Consider the following 18,811-nt stretch of genomic DNA (forward strand, 5'->3'; position numbering starts at 1 on the left):
ACGGTAGTAAGTATCGCGTAGGGGAATCGAATCGGCCCTCCCCATTTTCGAAAATATTATTCATTGGTTCTTAATTCTTTTCCAACCAGGATATGAGTTGGTAACCTTCATTGTCTACAATGATGCCGCAATTTGAAAGGATGACTACCGCGAACTTTTTTTGCGGATCGATTGCCAGGAAGGTGGCGAACCCCCCTGTACCGCCGTTATGAAAAAGGATATCATTGCCTTCCCAGCGCTGATAGAACCAGCCTAGGCCGATACGGTTACCACCATTTTCGAAGGTGATCGACTTGGTGAGTGCCATGGCTTTTTTTATCGACGCCGGTGGATTCGCCTGATCCATTTCAGCGGCGGCGTATTTGAGCATATCCCGTGCCGTGCTGCGAATGGCCCCGGCGCCGGCAAAGGGGGGCGTTAGGTTCCAAGGGCCATTATATTCCCCCTGCTGATCATAGCCGGTGGCGAAATGGGCAGAATCCTTTTTCCGGAGATTTACACGGGTGTCCTTCATCCCCAATGGTCGGGTTAGGTTGACGAAGAGTAATTGCTCATAGGTTTTCTTGTATTCTTTTTGAAGGATAGTGCCGAGAAGGCCAACTGCGAAATTGGAATACTCCAGTTTGCTGCCGGGCTTGCGAATTAGGATAAGATCATGCAAAGAGCTATAGAGGTCGTGGAGCGTATAAGTTGCATAGGGGTCTTTCTCATTTTTTATCGTCGAATGGAAATTTGCTGGCATCCGGGGAAAACTGCTGGTGTGGTTGGCGAGGGTGAGAATGGTCACCGGTTGACCCTCAAATTCGAGTCGTGGGATCGAATCGGGCAGGTATTTATTTATGGGATCATCTAGTTTTATCTTTCCCTCGCCAATGGCGAGAGCGAGGATGGTGGCGGTGAAGGTTTTTGTGACGGAACCGATCTCGAAAATGGTGCTGGGATCAGGGACGATGTTGTTCCCTTTTGTGGTTTCGCCGTACCCGTAAAACGAGGCCTTGCCGTTTTTGAGGATGCCAATGCTGAGGCCTACCGGCAGTCGCCGCTGGAAATAATGGAGGGCTGCCGAATCTACTTTTTTATCCAGCGCGGTAATCTTCGGATTATTGCTGGGAATGCCGTCCGACTTTTTCGTTGTGTCTTCGGGAGATCCGAACGCAAAGACTTCAGGTTCGCTGTTTTCTTTGTATCCGAGTTGGCCGTGGGCTACGGCAATCATTGCAAACGACGATATGAGGATCAATAACGCCTTTTTCATGGAAGTCAGTTTATTGAATTTACATAATTTTACCATCATGAATGGACGCTGACTTTTTTTCTATGCCTGTGTGCCGGTCTCATCGGTGAACGCCTGCCCATTCACTTAGTCAGGATAATGCTATCCTTAGGGGGGCGCTAAGAAGATTAATGCAATCTGAAAATGATTGGCAAGTAGTGCAAACGATTTGTATTTACGTCAATTTTCCGATCCAGTTTATGGCTGATCAATCTTCCATCGATCAAGTTATTGGGTATTTACGACGTGCATCTTGACGCGACGATGGTGTTGCCGCCGGATGCCCCATTTCCAGACACCAGTAGCTCGCAAATCTTCTTCAATACAAGCTGAGCGAGCCCCTGCTTCTAAAAGAATTTTAAAAATTGAAAGATAGTCTTACCTTAATGCGGGGCTATCTTTCAATTTAGGATTTATTGAAAAACGATGAGCATAAGAAAAACCATCTTATTAGCAGGTGTAATATTTTTTTCGGTCATAGAAAGTTATGCCCAACGGGCTTTGGCGCGTGCACCGTTTGAGTTTGCCGGAATGATCAGCGGACGTGATACAGGAATTGTCGTGCTCGAATATAGCGATGTTTCAGCTAAGTGGATTCAGGATACCGCACATTTGGTAAATGGGAAATTCGGTTTTAAAGGCGAGCTTCAGGGGCCGACACAGGCTTATTTTGTCGGAAATGTGAGGTCGATGAGCATGGATGATCCCAACCGGAAATTGCTATTTCTGGAACCCTGTAAGATGACAGCCGAGGTGTCCGAAGGTGATTTCCGGCATGCCCGGATAGCTGGATCCCGGACACAGCAAGAGTTTGAAGAATTTAACAACGAAATAGAACCCGTAAGCGAAGCTATCGCCGCTATAAAGAGAAGATGGCCAAAGACTGGCAACATGGATACTCGCTCTAAGCAAGTGAAAGGGCAGGATGCAGCGACATTTGATTCTCTTATAAAGGAAGAGAACCAGATCAAATACAGATTCATTGCCAGTCATACCAATTCATTTGTCAGCCCTTATTTAATGTCATTTTATCGAAATGACGGTGTTTTAGAGGATTCCGCGAAGAAGTTGTATAATAGCTTTTCTACGGATGTGAAAAATAGTTATTTTGGACTTGTTGTCCGTGAAAAGATGCAGGCTCACGAATCTACCCGGGCCAGGTATCCTGCGCCGGCCTTTGTCAGGAGGGATAGCCGGGGTAGCCTCATTCGTTTGTCCTCCTTTAAGGGCAAAAGCTATGTGCTGCTGGATTTTTGGGCGAGTTGGTGCCATCCATGCAGGGCTATGAGCCCCCATTTGAGGGAGCTGTATTCTACCTATCATTCTAAAGGTCTTGAAATCATCAGCCTATCCGTGGACACTGATCCGGAGAAATGGAAAAGGGCCATTGCAGAGGATAGCACCTGGGGCTGGGCGCAAATTGGAAAATATTTGAATGAGGGCGCCAAAAGAGATGAAGTTGAACACAATTATGCTGTTATTTCATGGCCAACGCTCATCCTCATCGACAAGCAGGGAAATATTGTAGGTAGATATACGGGAGGTGAGGATCTTACGATGGAAGATCTAGATAATAAATTACGGGAAGTATTCAGGTGATCCGATGCGACGACCTGAATGCTGTACGGTTTCCCGATGAAACCATTCTCGCCATCTGGCAGGTGGAAATGTAGAGACCCGTCGGGTAATTCGAACACTCTAAGTTATCATAATAGAAAAAGCCGAAAACGCTCGTTTTTGACCCTTGTACCGCGTAGGGGAATCGAATTTTGCCGGTCGCTTGGCCGGAAATTTCGGTTTGGTATTCAATATTTTTGCTTTCATTGCCTTTTGATTTGATCGGTAATTTATTTGAAATTTTTGGTCGCTGTTTTGACCACTGAAAATTTACTATTTGTGCGTTTACAGGGTTGATATCTGTTCAAAGGGGTCCGGGGGAAGTGGCATATATTTTGAAGTTTTTTTGTATGAAAATACAAACTTGGCTGGTCTTTACTATCCTGATTGGAATAGTGAGCGGCTGCAAATCAGGTATTATGCAAAAAGAAGATACGGCCGGGAACAAGGCGTTTGTGTTAGAAATGATCGGTCAAAAGAAGCAACTGACGGACTATCCGGAGAGGGCAAGTGATTCGATGGTAGTGTACGAACCTTCCTCCCTACCGTTCGGCGGTATTTATCGGGGAATGAAGGCATTTGAGCAGTTCTATCCCAAAGTGAGAGAGTTTTATGATTTCAAACACTTCGATCTTTTGAATGTTTATGCTGACGAAGACAAGGTGTTTGCGATCAGCAAGGCGGCGATCGCCAACAGCGATGGAAACATTCTTCTCAATGAGCAATTCACTTTTAGAGAAGGAAAGATTGTGGAGGTGCGGCTATACATCTATGATTACGAAGGCCAGCCTATCCATAAACTGATCGAACAGGCAGGTCAAGCCAGCCGTAAAAGAAGCTGACTGAGCCAGTCAATAAATACCTAAATACCTGCTGGATTTAATGGTCAACACTTCGCCTCCCGAACTTACCTTACGAATGCGGTCTCCCTCCGACAGTAATATATTTCCTTCCTTACCTATCACCATGTCGTAGATATAATGGAATTAAGCTATACCTCTGTTGTCCGGCGAAGTCATTTAATTTTACCAATAAAAAAAAGCCCCGGTTTTAAATCGGAGCTTCGATGCTAAACTTGTACCGCGTAGGGGAATCGAATTGAACTAGTCGCTTGGCTGGAAATTTCGGTATTGATATTCAATGTTTCAGATTTCATAATTTTCTAGCCTGATCAGTGTTTTATTCGATTTTTGGTCACTGTTTTGACGACTGTTTCGAAGCCATCCAATTTACTGCAATTCGGATTAAAGGACTGGTTTGCAGAGGGCTTGTAAAGAGCTTTTTAATTCATTGATAACTAGACAATTCCATGGCAATAAAAAAATATGTTGACACGTGACACGTTTCACGTTACATTTGTACTATGATTGCAAGCTTTCAGCACAAGGGTTTGAAGCTGTTCTACGACAAAGGCAATGCATCGAAGCTTCAAGCAGCGCATGTGGCGAAAATCCGGCTGATCCTGACCCGTCTTGATGCGGCCAAGAACATTGCCGATATGAATGTGCCTGGTTATGGCTTGCACCAGTTGACAGGGAATTTGGCGGGTTGTTGGGCTGTGAAAGTGAGCGGGAATTACCGGATCATTTTCCGGTTTATTGGAGAGGACGCCCATGATGCTGATTATTTGGATTATCATTAAAAGGAGGATAAATTATGGCTATGTATGATCCTGCCCATCCGGGCGAACTGATTCGCGAGACCATCGAAGGCTTGCGCGAGGAAATAGGTAAAAGCCTGACTATTGAGGAAGTGGCCAAGGGACTAAAGACTACTCGCAAAACCCTTTCGGCAATTATCAACGGCAAGCAGGGCATTACGCCCGAAATGGCCCTGAAACTGGCGAAAGCGTTTAACACCTCGCCGGAGTTCTGGATGCACGCACAGGAAAACTATGACCTTGCACAAGCTCGAAAAAATACTAGCGTCAAAGATGTACGCGTTTTTTGGAAACACAGAGCAGCGGTATAAGTAAGGGCCGCTGTCTGAATTAGAGCCTTTAGTGAACGAATCCCAGTTAAGGAAAGCTATTAGAACGATTTGTTGTAATTTTCTCTATGCCATTACCTGAGTTCAGCCAGGCGCGTTACCTGAGCACGATGATATCGCCGATGACAAACGTGACCGAAACGGCCGATCCGTCTGTCAATATCTGGCCAGCGGTCCACATGCTGGTGAACACGAATTTGATTCCCTCACTTGTGGTAGAGAAACAACTAATCGAAGCAGTATACCGAAACAAAACCGGCACCTACGATCATGTGCTACTTCCAACCAGCCAGTCAAAAATATTCCTATGCATCATTGTGAATAATAATCAAAAAGAAATCGAGGGCTTTTACGTCTTGGATTTGTCAAAAGAGTATAGCCTGGCGGGAGCAAGAATGGGTCGAGTAGAGAAATTTGCGGGAGACGGAGCAACTGCTGACCTACAACTATTATTTGCATCTGGGTATAGCCAGGAAGAGATTGATAGTGCCCTCGAAAACGCCATTGCCTATTCTCAACTGGAAACTGCCGAATACCTGCTTTCATTAGGAGCTGACTTCGCCAGCAATGGATACAACGGAGTATATTATGCCGCCTACAATAATGAACTCGAGGGACTTAAATTTGCCATTTCCAAAGGAGTCGACGTCAATGTTGAGGACGGTATGCCATTAAACGTCGCAGTGGAAACCGCGTGTAATACCAAGAGCAAGGAGATGATCGAGTGGCTCCTCCAACATGGTGCAGATATCCGGTTATTAACTCCTGGCACGATCGAGCGGGCAATGTCCTGGGGAAACGATGAGTTGAAGGCGATTCTCGGCGTTCGGCAACTGGAGTCAAAGCGTTCTCCCTGGTGGAAATTTTGGCAATAACGTTCTGTGTGTCAAAAATCAAAAAGCCGAAATCACAAGATTCTGGCTTTGTTTTAAAATTTCGTACCGCGTAGGGGAATTGAATTGTGCTCCCCGCTTCGCTGAAATTTTTGGTGTTGATATTCAATTTTTTATGTTTCGCGTTTTGTGATTATTTTGGTTTTTTAGTCACTATTTTGGTCACTATTCTGGTGACTGTTTGTGACATTTCCAGCCCAGAGGTGAAGAGAAAGCACATGGTTTTGATGGTGTTGGACGATAACTGGTTACAGACTAAGCCTACTACTTCTGAAATAAATTCTCATATTATTTCGCAGCTTTTGTCTTGGGAATATTTCGTGTCCGTCTTGTTGGCCGTTTTCAGCAAAATAGTTGGCACTCTTAAACTCAACGTAGCCATAAATTACCTGAGATTTAGCACTGTCCGGAATTTCTGACAAAACAATTTTTGTGCCTGTACATGGAACTTGAAGACGGAATACCAAACTATCTTTTTCATTATAAGCAAACTCCGGAAAGTCATCAGAACTCAACATATGATAAAGTGTAGCGTTGTTTTTGATAATGTCTATTCCAAACCCAATACCACCAAATAAACCAAAAGCGCCGTCAATTGTTAAAGTGTCGTTTTTCCAAAGGTAAAAAGATTTGAAAATTTGCTTTTTTGAAGAATCTGTTGAACGAAAGATCAAGCTGTCATTTTCAAAAGATTCAACTAACATCGAATTCGCATAAACTTCCATCTTGTTTTTAAACGCATCAAATTCTTTCGAATCTTCGATGTGCTTTTCAACTTCTGGTTTAATTTTTGGATCAATTGTCAGGCCTTTTATGATGTTAGAATTTTTAGATTGGCTACAGTCGGAAAGAATAATGCAAAGAGTAAGTATTGCGATTGGGATTCTCATCATATTTATTTTAGGCTGCCTGAGTAGCATTACTATACCCTGGATGTATGACGGAAGTTTCGGACAAAAAAAAGTGGACATATCGATCAATTTTCGATTTGCCCACTTTCGTACCGCGTAGGGGAATCGAACCCCTCATTCCTCCGTGAAAGGGAGGCGTCTTAACCGATTGACCAACGCGGCGTCTATCTCAGTAGCCTTCTTCGGATATTTCCGTAAAAGGAGTGCAAAGATATAGCGCAGACGAAAATCTGCCAAATTTTTTACAACCTTAATCTTCAATCTTTTCCAACGCTCGTCCCCACTCGATTTCCACCCGCCCAATCCCCTCCGGCGCCTGTACAAACCCCCATTTCCGGATTTCCCCCATCCTATTATCTCCAACCGTAATTCCTCCCCGCCAACCTCCTGTACCTAAGAAATTTAGACGTTGTTTAAAATTGATACCCAAAATTTTACAACCCGTAACCCCCCAAAATAGTAACTTCGCTTCCTTAATTTTAAAATTCAAATTGTAAGCTATGAGCACAGTTAAAGTTGCTATTAATGGTTTCGGCCGGATCGGGCGCTTGGCCTACCGCCAGATTCACGGACTGGAGGGAATTGACGTAGTGGCGATCAATGATTTGACAAGTCCCAAGGTTTTAGCTCACCTCTTGAAATACGACAGCGCTCAAGGCCGCTTTGAAGAAGACGTAAAAGCGACTGAAAACTCTATTATAGTAAATGGCAAGGAAGTAAAGATCTACGCGCAGAAGAGCCCCGCTGAAATTCCCTGGAAACAGCATGACGTCGACGTCGTCCTGGAATGCACCGGCTTCTTCACCGATAAGGACAAAGCCGCCCTTCACCTGACCGCAGGCGCCAAAAGGGTAGTGATCTCCGCTCCCGCCACCGGCGACCTGAAAACCATCGTTTTCAACGTCAACCATGATACACTGGACGGCAGCGAGACCATCATCAGCTGCGCTTCCTGTACCACCAACTGCCTGGCTCCCATGGCCAAGGTGCTGGACGACAAGTTCGGCATCATCAGCGGCCTGATGACGACCATCCATGCGTATACCAACGACCAGAATACACAGGACGCTCCCCATCCGAAAGGTGACTTGCGCCGCGCAAGGGCCGCAGCCGTCAACATCGTGCCCAACAGCACCGGCGCCGCCAAAGCCATCGGCCTGGTACTGCCCAAGCTGAAAGGCAAGCTGGACGGTGGCGCACAACGCGTACCCACCCTCACAGGTTCCCTCACTGAGCTGGTGACGGTCCTCGGCAAGAAAACCTCCATCGAGGAAGTCAATGCCGCCATGAAAGCCGCCGCCAACGAAAGCTTCGGCTACACAGAAGACGAGATCGTCAGCAGCGATATCATCGGTATCAAATACGGTTCCCTGTACGATGCTACGCAGACCCGCGTCATCACCAATGGAGACACACAGCTGGTGAAGACGGTCAGCTGGTATGACAATGAAATGAGCTACGTCAGCCAGCTCGTTCGCAGCCTGCACTACTTCGCAAAATTGATCTCTAAATAAGATTTAAATGATCGGCCGGGCAATGCCCGGCCTTTTTTTACCTAACGAGACATCTATGAGCCAGTTCAGCCAGCACAATTTCGCCAATGAAAAAGCCCTGATACGGGTGGATTTCAACGTCCCGCTCAACGATAAATTCGAGATTACCGACGACACCCGCATGCGCGCAGCCATCCCCACCATCAAAAAGATCCTGGGCGACGGCGGCAGTGTCATCCTGATGAGCCACCTGGGCCGCCCCAAGGACGGACCCACGGACAAATACTCCCTGAAGCACCTGGTGCCCCATCTGCAAAAATTGCTGAACGAGGGCTCAAAAGCCAACACTCCCGTCCTTTTTGCCAATGACTGCATCGGTGAACAGGCCTATACCACGGCAGGCATGCTGCGGTCGGGGGAAGTATTACTCCTGGAGAATCTCCGTTTTTATAAGGAAGAAGAGAAAGGGGACAAGGCATTTGCGCAAAAGCTGGCCAAGCTGGGTGACATATATGTCAATGACGCTTTTGGAACAGCCCATCGGGCCCATGCCTCCACCGCCGTCATTGCCGACTTTTTCCCAAAAGACAAGAAGATGTTCGGCCTGCTGATGGAAAGCGAGGTCAACAGCGCGGAAAAAGTGATGCACAAGTCGGAGAAACCTTTTGTAGCCATCATCGGCGGCGCCAAAGTTTCCGATAAGATCCTCATCATAGAAAACCTCCTGGAGCGCGCCACCGATATCATCATCGGCGGTGGAATGGCCTACACGTTCATGAAGGCCCAGGGCGGAAAGATCGGCAATTCATTATGCGAGGACGACAGGCTGGAGACGGCAAGAGAGCTTATAAAAAAGGCCGATGCTAAGAATGTCTGCATTCACCTGCCTTCCGACTCTACCATTGCCGATAAATTCGACGCCAATGCCAATGACTCCACGGCGCCCAGCAATAATATCCCCGACGGATGGATGGGACTCGACATCGGTGAGAATGCCTGTGAGCAATTTACCAATGTCATCCACAATTCAAAGACCATACTTTGGAATGGCCCCATGGGTGTATTCGAAATGAAAAAGTTTCAGCATGGTACAAAGACCATTGCCAAGGCGGTTGCCGAGGCCACGCAAGAAGGAGCTTTCTCATTGGTAGGAGGGGGGGACTCAGTGGCGGCTGTCAACCAGTTTGGCTACGCCGATAAGGTGAGCTACGTGTCCACCGGCGGTGGCGCCCTGCTGGAATATTTCGAAGGAAAAGAGCTGCCGGGTATTGCCGCTATCAAGAACGCAAAATAAACTCCTTTCAGATAACATTGGACGGCCGGCTGATTCCACAGCCGGCCGTTTTATTTCACCGCACTTTGATCACGATCTTGCCGAACTGCTGCGCTTCATCCATGTGACGAAAAGCGCCTTCTCCGTCGGTAAACGCAAATACCTTGTCGACCACCGGGTGGATGCCATGGCGTCCCACGAATGCCACCATGGACCGAAAGTCCTGAGGGGTGCCCATTGTCGATCCCAGGACGTTCAGCTGTTTCCAGAAGATACGCCTTGCTGTCAGGCCGGAAGGATTGCCACGGGTAGCTCCATACAATACCACTCTCCCTCCCGGCGTGGCCAGATTCAGCAGCTCATCCATACCGTCTCCTGCCGCACCGTCGATGATGACGTCGAATGATCCCGCAAGGCCCTGCAGCTGCTGTCCCCAATCGGCATCCCGGTAGTTGGCTCCTCCCGAAGCTCCTAACGCCACCGCTCTATCGATTTTATCTTGGCTTCCGGAACTTACGAACACCTGCGCGCCCAGCGCCACCGCATATTGCAGGGCAAAAAGCGCTACGCCGCCGCCAATGCCCGTGATGAGGATTTTTTCGCCCGGCTGCAGCTGCGCACGCGTCACTACAGCCCGGTAAGCCGTGACGCCGGCCAATGGCAGAGCCGCCGCCTCCTCGAAGGAAAGATGCGGCGGCTTATCCACTAAATTGATAACAGGTACTTTGACATATTCCGCGAAAGTCCCGTCGTCCGGCAGACCCAGTATTCGGAAGTCCTTGGGATGCTGGTGAGTGGGACTGTCGCCCCAGTTCAATGCGGGATTGATGATCACTTCCTTCCCGATCCAGGCAGTTCCCGCGGAACCAGCACTTGCTACCACGCCCGCCCCGTCCGAGCCGGGCACTATGGGATATTTCAAGCCGGCATACTGGCCCTTCTGGATCCAGACATCCCGGTGATTGAGGGCCGCCGCATGCACCCGCACGATCGCTTCGTCCGCACCTGCATGCAGGTCTGGTCTCTCCTGTACAGTTAATGGTTCGTTCTTGCCGTTTAAAACCAATACCCTCATAGACTGAAATCTTAATATTTGAAAACTTTCTTCCCTGCCATCACCTCCTGCGTCTTTTCATCGAAGGTCACCTTCTCTCCCGTGCGATAAGCCGCATTGGCCATGATGACGGCGATGGAATGGTGATATCCCGCTTCGATGGGAGCATTCGGTTGCTTGCGGCTGCGGACACATTCCATCCAGTTGCGCATATGGGCTGTTGTCAGGGGATCGTTCCCGGTGCTGGCGTCTGTGGAAACTTTTGCTGCCAGCTCTTTCAGGGACATTTCCGGTAACAAATTGGGCTGCATGTTCATCGCTCTGGCGTGGTTCTCTTTCAAGCCGCCTTCCGGTGTTATCTTATTGGTGTCGAGGTTCAACATGCCGCCATTGGAATAATAGATCTCTTTTACATCGCCTGCCGCATTGGTCTGCCGGGAAGTGAACATCACCTGGAAGCCGGTGGAGGGATCGTTTAACGGACCGTAATCAAAGACTGCCGTAAACGTATCGGCGTTTTTCCTTCCGTCCTTCCAGAGGTAGATACCGCCGTTGGCGGAAACACTGCGTGGATGAGCAAGACCGGAGAACCAATGTACCGTGTCGATCTGGTGGCTCATCCATTGACCCGGAATACCCGAGCTATAAGGCCAGAAAAGACGGAACTCCAGGTGCTTGCGCGCATCGAAAGGCTCGTACGGACGATTGATAAGAAAACGCTTCCAATCCGTATCCTCTTCCTTCAGTAAAGGTACAAGGCTGGGACGACGCCAGCGGCCAGGCTGGTTGACATTCCAGGTAAGCTCTACCATTACGATGGAGCCAAATTTGCCCTCTTTGATAAAATCGGCGGCCGCCTGGTAATTGGCCCCGCTACGCCGCTGAGAGCCGATCTGCACTATTTTACCGGATTCCTTCACGGCCTTCAGCACCGCGCGGTTGTCCTCCATGGTCTCAGCCAGGGGTTTCTCTGTATAGGTATCCCTTCCAGCCTTCACGGCCTCCACCGTATGATACGCATGCTGGAAATCGGCCGTGCTGATGATCACCGCATCGACCTCTTTAATATTGTATAGCTCGTCATTGTTGACGCATGCTTGAACAGGATGCCCCATTTTCTGAGTGAGGAAGTCCTTGCCATCCTCTCTTCTCTTTTTCCAGATATCCGATACCGCGATGATGTCGAAGTTCTGCTCCTTATTGGAGGTGAGGAAAGCAGGGATATGGTCATTTCGATGGCGATCTGAGAATCCTACCACGCCTACCCTTACCCGGTCGTTGGCGCCCAGGATCCGGCGATAGCTGGCGGCGCTGAGGCCCATAGTACCCATATAGCCGGCCACGCCTGCCATGGAAGTCTTACGAATAAAATCTCTGCGGGTTGTTTTCATTGCTGATGTGAATTTTTTATGATGGAACAAGCGAATCGCTGACAGAAGATTATTTACTGCCGGCTACGAAAGTGCTCGGGTAAATTTACTAATTTAGAACATCTTACCATCTAAAAATTGCCTGTTTATGCTTGCTCTCGCTGTCTTTCTACGCAATCGTTATCGGTACCTGCAAACGGGTATACTGCTGATAGTTATGCCTGCGGGTTTCCTCCTGGCCCAGTCATCGAGGTCCCGCGCGGTGGATGTCCAGGTCAAGGCAGATCCGGCTAACCGCAAAGTAGTTATCACAGCGGGTGGAAAACCATTCACCGAATTCATCTATCCCGACACGATGGAGAAGCCCGTGCTTTACCCTATTTATGCACCTGACGGCCAGCTGATCACTCGGGGATTCCCCTTACTGCCCCGCCCAGGCGAGCCCGTGGACCATCCGCATCACATCGGACTTTGGTTCGATTATGAGAATGTCAATGGCCTGGATTTTTGGAACAACTCCTTCGCCATCCCCGCGGAAAAAAAGCACAGCTATGGTTGGATCAGGATGGATAGTATTATAATGGCCTCCAATATCAAAGCCAAAGGAGGCGATAAGGGTATCGTACAATATGACGCCAATTGGACGGATCAGCAGAAGAATGTGCTACTCCAGGAAAATACCATTTTTATCTTCACGGCCACCAAAGACGAAAGGATCATCGACAGGAGCACTACCCTGACGGCGGCGCAGGACGTCAGCTTTCCGGATGCCAAGGATGGTATGCTGGGCCTGAGGGTGACCCGCGAGCTGCAGATACCTTCCAAAGTTCCGGGTGAATTTGTCGATGACAAGGGCAATATTACAAAGGTAGCCGCCGGCAACGCACCCGATATCAATGGTACCTATCTCACCAGCGAAGGCAAAATGGGGGACAGCGCCTGGGGAACAAGAGGGGCCTGGTGTATGTTATATGGTAAGAAGCAGCAGGATACCCTCAGCATATTGATCATCGATCATCCGGCTAATCCCGGGTATCCCACGTACTGGCATGCACGGGGTTATGGCCTCTTTGCGGCTAACCCGCTGGGGCAAAAGATCTTCAGCAAGGACAAGGAAGCGATGAACTATCGCCTGGAAAAGGGTAAATCGGTAGTTTTCCGCTATCGCATAGTCGTTTCTGCAGGGAATAGGAGGCTGTCTACCGACAGGATCAGGCAGCTTACCGACGCTTTTACCCGTCCGGAGTAAGCGCCGGCCCCGTCTGCCGGAAATAAGTAGACAGACCCTGCAAAAGCGTTAATTTTGATGCCAGAACGAACCAAAGGTTCGTTGGCCGAAGGCCAATTATTAAATGATTGAAGCAATTGGACTAAATTTTTCAGTTGTCCAATTGCGCACAATAAACACCTAAAATCTAAAAAACAATGAGTACGAAGAATCTGACCTTGATCGGTATAGTGGTCTTAATTTTATTACTGGGTGGTTGTGGCTGCAACAGCTACAACGGACTCATAAGGGGCGACCAGTCGGTGCAGACAGCCCTGAGTAATATCGAGACCAATTATCAGCGCCGTACAGACCTGTACAACAGCGTTATAAAAGTCATCGAAGGGTCAGCAAATTTTGAGAAATCTACTTTGAAAGAAGTAATAGCCGCCCGGGCAGCCGCCACTTCCGTTAGGCTGGACGTCAATGATTCGACATCCCTGGCCAAGTACCAGCAGGCGCAGGCGCAGTTGCAGGGCTCCTTCAGCAGGCTGATGGCAGTTGCCGAAGCCTATCCTGACCTGAAGACTACAAAGCAATTCGAGAACTTTCAGACCAATATTGAAGGCACCGAAAACCGCATCAATGTAGCCCGGAGGGATTATAACTCGACGGTCAATGAGTACAACCTGAAGGTAAAGACCTTCCCCAACAACATTTTTGCCGGCATGTTCGGGTTCCATGTGAAGCCGTACTATAGGGCAAATCCAGGTAGCGAGAATGCCCCGGATATCGAGTTCAATATTAAATAATGGCAACGACCGGCGGCGAAAGCCGCCGGTCGCTTAAAAACACTTGCTTTGAAAATTCCTTTTTTCCGACGGAAGGACTTCTTTTCAGATGCCGAAAAACGGCAGATCGTCACAGCCATTGCTGAGGCGGAAAAGTGCACCAGCGGCGAGATCCGTGTATACGTCGAAAGCCGTTGCCGCTATGTGGACCCGCTCGATAGGGCCGCGGAGATCTTCACTGGCCTGAAGATGGAGGAGACCGCAGCCCGCAATGCTGTATTGCTATATGTGGCCCTGAAGGACAGGCAGCTGGCTATTCTCGGGGACAAAGGCATCCATGAAAAAGTGGGGTCGGCATTCTGGAATAAAGAAGTGCAGCTGATCCTGTCCCAATTTAATAAGTCCAACTACGCAGAAGGTATAGCCCGCGTGGTAGGGGAGGTGGGAGAGGCCCTGCGCACCCATTTCCCTTATGATAAGGATACGGACACCAATGAATTGCCTGACGACATCGTATTTGGAAAGTAAGCAACAACTCATGAAGAAATTCCTATCGATAATATTTTCTCTTTCTTTTTTGCTGGCAGGTCTCTTTTCGCAGGGACAAAACATACCGGCAAAGCCCAATCCGCCCCGGCTGGTGAATGACCTGGCGCACGTCATGACAAACGACCAGGAGATGGCGCTGGAGAGCAAGCTGGTGGCCTATGATGACAGCACCTCCATACAGATCGTCATAGTCACGATGCCATCCATCGGGGACGATCCCATTGAGGATGTCGCTTTGAAGATCCTCCGGGATTGGGGCGTCGGCAATAAGAAAACAAATAATGGCGTAGTGATCCTCGCCGCCATCAAAGAAAGGAAAGTGTATATAGCCACAGGCTATGGAATGGAAGGGTCCGTGCCCGATCTCACAGCCAAAGAGATCGTGGAGAATGAGATCATCCCGAACTTCAAAGGAGGCGATGCAGATAACTATTACCGGGGATTCAACAGCGCCACTGATGCCATCATCAAGGCTGCAAAGGGAGAATACAAGGCGCCGGCGGGATATGATAATGGGGCCAGAAAAGGTCGTGGCAAAGGCGTCGGTGGGAATATCATCGGGTTCCTGGTGATTATTTTCATCGTGATCTTTTTCCTCATCGGCCGCGGTGGCGGTGGAGGTGGCGGCGGCCTTTTCCGGGGATCCGGTATGCTGCCCTTTATCCTCGGCTCCATGATCGGCAGTGCCGGCAGAAGAGACGGCTGGTCGGGCGGCGGAGGCTGGGGTGGCGGCGGAGGCGGCGGAGGCGGCTTCGGTGGATTTGGCGGCGGCAGTGGCGGTGGCGGTGGCGCCGGGGGCAGCTGGTAAGCTACGAGCCGTGAGCCATGAGCCACGAGCAGAGACCTAATAATACTAAATAGACCTTTACTCGCAGCTCACAGCTCGAAGCTCACAGCTATTTAAAATCCCTTCTGTATTTTCGACTTAATATAATCCGCCTGTTCCTGCAGGCCCGCTGCTGCCTTCTTGGCGGCGATCCCGCTCAGGGCATTATTGATAAACCCATCCGTTTGATTGCGATAAGCCTGTGGAATGGCTTCCCGGAACTTCACGATCAGATCTACCCCTCTTTTCACCTGTGTCGTATTCTTTACTTTGGAGATCAGGTCGGAATAGGGCGCGATGAACATGAATTTCTCCTGGTTCACCGGCATTTTTTCAAAATTATCCGAGATGCCGTCAAAGCTGCTCTCGTCACCGGATTTGATCAGTATGGCTGAAGTAGCCGCTACCAGCGCGCCTTTGGCAGGAGCTTTCATGAACTTCTTTGCCAGGTCCAGGGCGGCGGCGCTGTCGACCATGGAAAGAGCTGCCAGTGCATTGCCCGCCACCGTGTACGAAGAATCCAGCGCGGCCTTCGCAAACAGGGACTTGTACGCCGGATTGTCATAGGTTCCCAATATTTCGATGGCAGTGCCTTTCACCCTTCTGTCCTTATCATTGGCAGCCACATCGGCGATAAGCGGCTCAAAATTCTTCTTCACTGCATCGCTCTTCATGTCCAGTCTTTGCAAAGCAAAGTTGCGCAGCTTGTAAAAACGATCCTTTAAAGCCGTCTTCAGCAGGTCCTGCGCTTTCGGATCTTCCTGGTTCTTGGCCGCAAAAGCGATGGCCTCGCGGCGATCCACATACAGGCCGGCATATTTATATTGATGGATGAAGTTATCCAGCGTCTTATTGTCCTTCTTTTCACAAAGCAGGATCTTGTCACCGTCGACATTCACCAGGTCAGGCCTGTTGCTGTAAGTAAAGGTGAAAGTATCGGTCTTGTTTTCGATCCAGACTTTATGACGTGCTTTCGTGGCGCCATTATAGACATCGATGGCGATGGGCAGACGGAATACTTTATCGCCTTCCTGGGTCTGGTTGATGATGACCTTTACCGTTTTGGCATTGTCGTCGTAAACATAGTCGATCGAGAGCTTCGGATGTCCGCTGCCATAATACCATTGATTCCAGTACCAGTTCAGGTCCTGGCCCGTGATCTCTTCGAAAGCAAGGCGCAGGTTCTGGGCCTCCGCCGATTTGAATTTGTTGGTGGTAAGATACAGGTTCAGCGACTTGAAGAAAGCGCTGTCGCCTACATAATTGCGGAGCATATTCAGAATGCGGCCGCCTTTAGGGTAGCTCACCTGGTCGAATACATCCTCTTTGTCCGAGTAATGGAAACGTACGAGGTCTTTGGCCGCATTTTCCGGTTGGGACAGATAGCTTTGAATACCCTGATAGTTTATCGCATCGCCGGCATCCTTGCCGTATTTGTGTTCGTTCCACAACGTTTCGCTATAGTCCGCAAAAGATTCGTTCAGGGTGATATTGCTCCAGCTCTCCGTAGTGACGTAGTCGCCGAACCATTGGTGGAAAAGCTCGTGGGCGATGACATCTTCCCAGCCGTTGCCGTCGGACAATTCCCGGGCATCCTGGTTGGCGCCTTCACCGTGCAGTGTGCAGGTGGTATTTTCCATGGCGCCGCTGACATAATCCCGGCCGACGATCTGCGAATATTTTTGCCAGGGATAATCCACTCCCGTGATCCGTGAATAGAAGGCAATCATTTCAGGTGTGTTGCCAAAGATCCCGCGGGCGAAAGGAGCATATTCTTTTTCTACATAGTAGCTGACCTCTTTGCCTTTGTAGGAATCCTTTATAATGGAATATTCTCCCACGCCCATAAAGAACAGGTAGGGCGCATGCGGGAGGTCCATTTTCCAATGGTCCGTGCGGGTGCCGTCCCCGTTGACCTTCTGATCCACCAGCTTCCCGTTGGATAAAGTGACATATTTTGCCGGCACCGTCATGGTGATCTCTTCGGTGGTTTTCTGGTTGGGTTTGTCAATCGTGGGGAACCAGGTGGAGTTGGCCTCCGTTTCCCCCTGCGTCCAGATCTGGGTAGGCTTACCCTTTTCTTCGCCCTTGGGATTGATGAAATAAAGACCCTTGGCGTCCGTGATGGCGGCGCTGCCATGCGTCTTCACCTCATTGGGCTTGGAAGTGTAGTCAACGAAGACCGTGTACTTTTCCGTGTATTTATAGGTCTTGCCCAGGTGAATATGGAGGACCATGCCATCATATTCATATTTGAGGGGTTCCGTCTTGCCATCCTTAACAATGGCTACTTTATGTATATCCATACCCTTGGCATCCAGGGCCAGGGAATCCGTGGGATAGAAATGAGGTTTCAGCGTAACCCATGCCTTACCATACATATAGGACTTATCATAATCGAATTTTACGTCCAGGCGGGTATCCACCAGGTCATTGAGCTTCGTGGCGGTGGACCTGTATACCTTCTTCCATGAATCGTCTTTTTCCTCTGCGCCTTGCTGCGCCGATAATAAAGTAGCCGATAAGAGGCCCATCAATACCAAAAGGGGTCGTTTACGTATTTGCATATTTGTTTCTGAATTTAAAGGGGATAAAGATAATAGATTTATGATGGGGATGGTTTCCCTTCATCCCATTTCCAGGGAATCTGCCTTTTCACACATCTCTATGAATATCAGATATTCACCAATCGTAGATTACGACAAATCAGTAAAAAAATGTAGGTTTGCCAGTAATGGCCCATTTATGCTGAGAAATGCCCTGTTAACCTTCTTGATCCTGGTCATGGGCAAGTGCTATGCCCAGGAAAACTATTTTGTATTGATCCAGGCAGACAACAGCCAGCCTTTTTACGTCAAGCTCGGTGACAGATCTTTCAGCTCTACCATAAAAGGACGCCTTACGCTATCCCAGCTCAAAGGCGGCGCCTATAAGATCACCATTGGATTTCCAAAACAGCAGTTTCCCGAGCAGCAGTATACATTTAATATAGAGAAGGACCTCGAGTTCCAACTGAAGGACCAGGGAGAAAAAGGGTGGGGGCTATTCAATCCTCAAACAATGGAATTAAGAATGGCGGATAAAAAGGAAGCTCCCCCAGCCGGAGTGCACAGCGAAGGGATAAAGAAAGACGATGCTTTCTCCCGGCTGATGGCAGGGGTAGTCGGTGACACTGCCGTGATGTATAATACGTATGCGCTGGAGAAGATCCTGAATGATACTGCTTCCTCGGTCGCTGTTAAAGCCGATTCTCCTGTTGCTGCCCGGGCAGCTTCATCCCCAAAGTCTTCTGCGGTGGATTCGGCTTCCGCTACGCTTGTTCCCCCTGTTACCTCTCCTGGGAATGTCTCACCCCCTCCCACAGTTCGTCCCGGCGGCACTATTGTCAAACTTAGCGAAAGAAAGACGCCCAAAGGCTTGCGAATTGCCTTTGCCGACAGACCCAGTGGCAGAAAAGCCGATACCATCATTGTCATCATCCCCCTGGATAGCCCTGTCAGCGCAATGGCGGTCAGCAAGCCCGATTCCATCCCTGTCTCTCCGGCATTGGCCAGGAAAGCCGCCC

General features: G+C 49.1%; 17 protein-coding genes and 1 tRNA gene (1 of these 18 cut by a window edge). 12 read left to right on the top strand and 6 right to left on the bottom strand.

The annotated features are described in order from the left end of the window. Nucleotides 1-70 precede the first annotated feature (70 nt). Nucleotides 71-1,255 carry a serine hydrolase domain-containing protein gene (locus tag Q4E93_RS03545; protein ID WP_303582715.1) on the bottom strand — a complete coding sequence of 395 codons (1,185 nt, stop codon included), beginning with the start codon at nt 1,253-1,255 and terminating at the stop codon, nt 71-73. A 444-nt stretch (nt 1,256-1,699) separates the two neighbouring features. On the opposite strand from Q4E93_RS03545, the gene Q4E93_RS03550 reads away from it, so the two are divergent. The 5 genes from Q4E93_RS03550 to Q4E93_RS03570 all read left to right on the top strand — a co-directional run bounded on the left by Q4E93_RS03550 (nt 1,700) and on the right by Q4E93_RS03570 (nt 5,754). Then, nucleotides 1,700-2,872, top strand: coding sequence for a TlpA disulfide reductase family protein (locus tag Q4E93_RS03550; RefSeq protein WP_303582716.1), 1,173 nt, complete (start codon nt 1,700-1,702; stop codon nt 2,870-2,872). A gap of 437 nt (nt 2,873-3,309) precedes the next feature. Continuing rightward, nucleotides 3,310-3,732, top strand: a complete 423-nt coding sequence (locus Q4E93_RS03555; protein ID WP_303582717.1) for a nuclear transport factor 2 family protein — start codon at nt 3,310-3,312, stop codon at nt 3,730-3,732. 521 nt (nt 3,733-4,253) lie between these two features. Further along, nucleotides 4,254-4,532 carry a type II toxin-antitoxin system RelE/ParE family toxin gene (locus tag Q4E93_RS03560; RefSeq protein WP_303582718.1) on the top strand — a complete coding sequence of 93 codons (279 nt, stop codon included), beginning with the start codon at nt 4,254-4,256 and terminating at the stop codon, nt 4,530-4,532. A 20-nt stretch (nt 4,533-4,552) separates the two neighbouring features. After that, nucleotides 4,553-4,861 (top strand): HigA family addiction module antitoxin, encoded by a 309-nt coding sequence (locus tag Q4E93_RS03565; RefSeq protein WP_303582719.1) that lies wholly within the window; start codon nt 4,553-4,555, stop codon nt 4,859-4,861. Between the two features lie 86 nt (nt 4,862-4,947). After that, nucleotides 4,948-5,754: an ankyrin repeat domain-containing protein gene (locus Q4E93_RS03570; protein ID WP_303582720.1), complete on the top strand. Its 807-nt coding sequence runs from the start codon at nt 4,948-4,950 to the stop codon at nt 5,752-5,754. 266 nt (nt 5,755-6,020) lie between these two features. On the opposite strand, the gene Q4E93_RS03575 is transcribed toward Q4E93_RS03570, so the two are convergent. Both Q4E93_RS03575 and Q4E93_RS03580 read right to left on the bottom strand, forming a co-directional pair. Further along, nucleotides 6,021-6,662, bottom strand: coding sequence for a hypothetical protein (locus Q4E93_RS03575; protein WP_303582721.1), 642 nt, complete (start codon nt 6,660-6,662; stop codon nt 6,021-6,023). Between the two features lie 111 nt (nt 6,663-6,773). After that, a tRNA-Glu gene (locus Q4E93_RS03580) sits at nt 6,774-6,845 on the bottom strand. A gap of 338 nt (nt 6,846-7,183) precedes the next feature. On the opposite strand from Q4E93_RS03580, the gene gap reads away from it, so the two are divergent. Both gap and Q4E93_RS03590 read left to right on the top strand, forming a co-directional pair. Next, a complete protein-coding gene (gene gap, locus Q4E93_RS03585; protein WP_303582722.1) occupies nt 7,184-8,197 on the top strand; it encodes a type I glyceraldehyde-3-phosphate dehydrogenase in 1,014 nt (337 codons plus the stop codon). Nucleotides 8,198-8,252: 55 nt separating this feature from the next. Continuing rightward, complete coding sequence (locus Q4E93_RS03590; RefSeq protein ID WP_303582723.1) at nt 8,253-9,470, top strand: phosphoglycerate kinase; 1,218 nt, start codon at nt 8,253-8,255, stop codon at nt 9,468-9,470. Nucleotides 9,471-9,525: 55 nt separating this feature from the next. On the opposite strand, the gene Q4E93_RS03595 is transcribed toward Q4E93_RS03590, so the two are convergent. Next, nucleotides 9,526-10,524 carry a zinc-binding dehydrogenase gene (locus tag Q4E93_RS03595; protein ID WP_303582724.1) on the bottom strand — a complete coding sequence of 333 codons (999 nt, stop codon included), beginning with the start codon at nt 10,522-10,524 and terminating at the stop codon, nt 9,526-9,528. An 11-nt stretch (nt 10,525-10,535) separates the two neighbouring features. Then, nucleotides 10,536-11,894 (bottom strand): Gfo/Idh/MocA family protein, encoded by a 1,359-nt coding sequence (locus tag Q4E93_RS03600; RefSeq protein WP_303582725.1) that lies wholly within the window; start codon nt 11,892-11,894, stop codon nt 10,536-10,538. A 127-nt stretch (nt 11,895-12,021) separates the two neighbouring features. On the opposite strand from Q4E93_RS03600, the gene Q4E93_RS03605 reads away from it, so the two are divergent. The 4 genes from Q4E93_RS03605 (at nt 12,022) to Q4E93_RS03620 (ending at nt 15,228) form a co-directional block, all read left to right on the top strand. Beyond that, nucleotides 12,022-13,122 (top strand): DUF6807 domain-containing protein, encoded by a 1,101-nt coding sequence (locus tag Q4E93_RS03605; protein WP_303582726.1) that lies wholly within the window; start codon nt 12,022-12,024, stop codon nt 13,120-13,122. Between the two features lie 176 nt (nt 13,123-13,298). After that, the gene (locus tag Q4E93_RS03610) at nt 13,299-13,892 is read left to right on the top strand and encodes a LemA family protein (RefSeq protein ID WP_303582727.1); all 594 of its coding nucleotides are present in this window, start codon (nt 13,299-13,301) and stop codon (nt 13,890-13,892) included. 48 nt (nt 13,893-13,940) lie between these two features. Beyond that, the gene (locus Q4E93_RS03615; RefSeq protein WP_303582728.1) at nt 13,941-14,399 is read left to right on the top strand and encodes a TPM domain-containing protein; all 459 of its coding nucleotides are present in this window, start codon (nt 13,941-13,943) and stop codon (nt 14,397-14,399) included. Between the two features lie 10 nt (nt 14,400-14,409). After that, complete coding sequence (locus Q4E93_RS03620; RefSeq protein WP_303582729.1) at nt 14,410-15,228, top strand: TPM domain-containing protein; 819 nt, start codon at nt 14,410-14,412, stop codon at nt 15,226-15,228. Between the two features lie 92 nt (nt 15,229-15,320). Here the strand turns inward: Q4E93_RS03620 and Q4E93_RS03625 are convergent, their stop codons facing one another. Further along, a complete protein-coding gene (locus Q4E93_RS03625) occupies nt 15,321-17,813 on the bottom strand; it encodes a M1 family aminopeptidase (RefSeq protein WP_303582730.1) in 2,493 nt (830 codons plus the stop codon). A gap of 178 nt (nt 17,814-17,991) precedes the next feature. Here Q4E93_RS03625 and Q4E93_RS03630 point away from each other — a divergent pair, with 178 nt between their 5' ends. Next, nucleotides 17,992-18,811: the 5' portion of a DUF4476 domain-containing protein gene (locus Q4E93_RS03630; protein WP_303582731.1), read on the top strand. It continues 692 nt past the right edge of the window; the window shows 820 of its 1,512 coding nt (coding positions 1-820); the start codon lies at nt 17,992-17,994; the stop codon falls past the right edge of the window.

It is taken from the genome of Flavitalea plasmicola, from assembly GCF_030546645.1.
GTDB lineage: Bacteria > Bacteroidota > Bacteroidia > Chitinophagales > Chitinophagaceae > Puia.

Excerpts from the sequence above, each read along its gene's own strand:
- Q4E93_RS03555 (WP_303582717.1), top strand. The coding sequence starts at position 3,310 with ATGCAAAAAGAAGATACGGCCGGGAACAAGGCGTTTGTGTTAGAAATG.
- Q4E93_RS03590 (WP_303582723.1), top strand. The coding sequence starts at position 8,253 with ATGAGCCAGTTCAGCCAGCACAATTTCGCCAATGAAAAAGCCCTGATA.
- Q4E93_RS03625 (WP_303582730.1), bottom strand. The coding sequence starts at position 17,813 with ATGCAAATACGTAAACGACCCCTTTTGGTATTGATGGGCCTCTTATCG.
- Q4E93_RS03570 (WP_303582720.1), top strand. The coding sequence starts at position 4,948 with ATGCCATTACCTGAGTTCAGCCAGGCGCGTTACCTGAGCACGATGATA.
- Q4E93_RS03550 (WP_303582716.1), top strand. The coding sequence starts at position 1,700 with ATGAGCATAAGAAAAACCATCTTATTAGCAGGTGTAATATTTTTTTCG.
- Q4E93_RS03595 (WP_303582724.1), bottom strand. The coding sequence starts at position 10,524 with ATGAGGGTATTGGTTTTAAACGGCAAGAACGAACCATTAACTGTACAG.
- Q4E93_RS03565 (WP_303582719.1), top strand. The coding sequence starts at position 4,553 with ATGTATGATCCTGCCCATCCGGGCGAACTGATTCGCGAGACCATCGAA.
- Q4E93_RS03600 (WP_303582725.1), bottom strand. The coding sequence starts at position 11,894 with ATGAAAACAACCCGCAGAGATTTTATTCGTAAGACTTCCATGGCAGGC.
- Q4E93_RS03575 (WP_303582721.1), bottom strand. The coding sequence starts at position 6,662 with ATGAGAATCCCAATCGCAATACTTACTCTTTGCATTATTCTTTCCGAC.
- Q4E93_RS03545 (WP_303582715.1), bottom strand. The coding sequence starts at position 1,255 with ATGAAAAAGGCGTTATTGATCCTCATATCGTCGTTTGCAATGATTGCC.
- Q4E93_RS03560 (WP_303582718.1), top strand. The coding sequence starts at position 4,254 with ATGATTGCAAGCTTTCAGCACAAGGGTTTGAAGCTGTTCTACGACAAA.
- Q4E93_RS03610 (WP_303582727.1), top strand. The coding sequence starts at position 13,299 with ATGAGTACGAAGAATCTGACCTTGATCGGTATAGTGGTCTTAATTTTA.
- Q4E93_RS03605 (WP_303582726.1), top strand. The coding sequence starts at position 12,022 with ATGCTTGCTCTCGCTGTCTTTCTACGCAATCGTTATCGGTACCTGCAA.
- gap (WP_303582722.1), top strand. The coding sequence starts at position 7,184 with ATGAGCACAGTTAAAGTTGCTATTAATGGTTTCGGCCGGATCGGGCGC.
- Q4E93_RS03620 (WP_303582729.1), top strand. The coding sequence starts at position 14,410 with ATGAAGAAATTCCTATCGATAATATTTTCTCTTTCTTTTTTGCTGGCA.